Source organism: Photorhabdus sp. CRCIA-P01 (assembly GCF_003545805.1).
GTDB lineage: Bacteria > Pseudomonadota > Gammaproteobacteria > Enterobacterales > Enterobacteriaceae > Photorhabdus > Photorhabdus antumapuensis.
In genome coordinates, this window is record NZ_NMQR01000137.1 from 1 (window position 1) to 2,064 (window position 2,064).

The window sequence follows — 2,064 nt, forward strand, 5'->3', positions numbered from 1 at the left end:
CACCACCCGAACAATGGGCTTATCAGAACAGTGTTGAACTGAGAATCACTCAGCTGGGTAAGCTCACACAAAACAAATTTATTGAGAGTTTTAATAGCCATTTTCGTGACGAATGTCTTAATTCAATGATATTGAAAGATCTCTGACTCCTCTATCCTGCATCTCTCAGAATTTCAGCGGTTACCTTATATCGTTGATTACGCGATAGGTTAGACCATGACAGGTAGAGGTCTCGTTCGTTCCATTCAGTGCTATATATGCATCCCATCCTCAATACCCCGGATCCCTGCCATGACTTCATTTGGTTGTTAATCAGTTATGATTCGCTGATCTTCGCCCCCGTTCTACAGACTCGACGGAACCACCCTACACCACACTTTCCCAGTATCACTGTGTGGCTGAAATTTACGAAGCTCGTTCAGGTTCACTTACTGCATACTTGCGCGCTCCCACTGTCTGAGTCAGGGGACAAGTTTATCCAGCGTTGCTCCCGTGTTTCAGTCACCATCCACACGTACGCCATAGCTACGCAGTCAAGCATACCCAAATGCATCAATATATTTTTTACATAAAAAACAAGAAACAAAAACATTAAGGCCCTTATAAATAAGGGTCTTAATGACAGGTTGAAGAATTTGTTTTCCGTGGCATGAGTTGTCGACATGATGTGTTATCTCCATAGAGTAAAAAAAGAAACGACGGAGAACACATCACCCCCTGACGGGAAATGATATTTCCCGCCGGAAGCCAGAATCAGGCATTGGCTGTCTGGAAGTTAAAATGTACCTTCATCACAGATAACCATTATCTATGATACCCGTTTTCAAAGGATAAACGGGTGTACCACCCAAAGGCGCCACTTTTCAGGTTACTGTGGCATTTAAAGCAGGTCACTCGAAAGCGTCAGTCTCAGACCTTTCTGACATTAAGAGCAGTCACCCGAAAGCGTTCCTCTCAGACTACGAGAACATTGGCGGTTGCTAAAAAACAACACATTAACCGGCTTATTCTTAAATCAGATGACCACACCGTCAACGGTGAAAATAATTTTGCGAATATAATAAAAAAACGCGGTCCGAAGACAACACTCACCAAATCTCCAGTCCAAATGCATAAAAATGGACTCACCTTGTCATTGCTGGTTTACTCAACACTTTCTTACGCTTGGTAGTCCTGGTTTTTCTTTCTCCATCGGCAGTACTCACTATCCCGTTACATTTCGGGTATTTTATACACCCCCAGAAAATACCGTTTTTTCCCTGACGTTGACGCGTCACTCCTCCACACACCGGACAAGGCAATGAGGGCAGCGGCGTGATAACAACCTTCTGCGCCTGAACCTGCTCCACTAAATATTGGGTCCATTGGACCTGACGGTTCATAAAATCCGACAGCGTTGCCTGCCCCTGAGCAATATCATCCAACGCCTGTTCCCATAATGCCGTCAATCCAGGATTGGTCAACGCTGTTGGCAACGCAGCTATCAACTCGCTGGCAATCTGTGTAGCGTGGATATACTCGCCCTTTTTCGTCAGATAACCCCGTTTAAACAACGTATCCAGTACCCCTGCCCGAGTAGCCTCAGTTCCCAACCCCGCATTTTCCTTCAATACCTTTTTAAGTTGTGGGTTACTGACAAAAGCAGCGGCATTTTTCATCGCCGCAATCAATGTGCCCTCCGTGAAGTAAGCGGGTGGCTGAGTTTGCAACATTCGTAAAGTAGCCTCATTAACCTGACATTGACCGCCTTTAACCATTGACGGCAAACTTTCTCCTAAAGAATCGTCTTTCCCGATGGATACCGCTTCATCTTTACCCGTTGAAAACAAGACCTTCCAGCCAGGAACAATCACTACATTTCCCCGGGTACGAAACAATTGACCACCAATGTCGAAAGTCGCTTCGGTTATATCCACTTCATGCAGAGGAAGGAACTGTACCAAATAATGCTGACGTATCARCTGATACACTTTACGCTCATCATCAGTCATCTTATTCATATCACAGGGCTGTTTTGTCGGAATGATACCGTGGTGCGCCGTGATTTTTTTGTCATTCCAGATA

The 2,064-nt window shown here is 45.0% G+C and carries 1 protein-coding gene and 1 pseudogene; one reads left to right on the plus strand and one right to left on the minus strand.

All coding sequences use genetic code 11. The features are described 5' to 3' along the window. Positions 1 to 143: pseudogene (locus D3222_RS24255) on the plus strand (integrase core domain-containing protein); the annotation flags it as partial. 981 nt (positions 144 to 1,124) lie between these two features. Here the strand turns inward: D3222_RS24255 and D3222_RS24265 are convergent. After that, positions 1,125 to 2,064, minus strand: a 940-nt coding sequence (locus D3222_RS24265; protein ID WP_198672929.1) for a DNA topoisomerase, incomplete at its 5' end; no start/stop codon positions are given.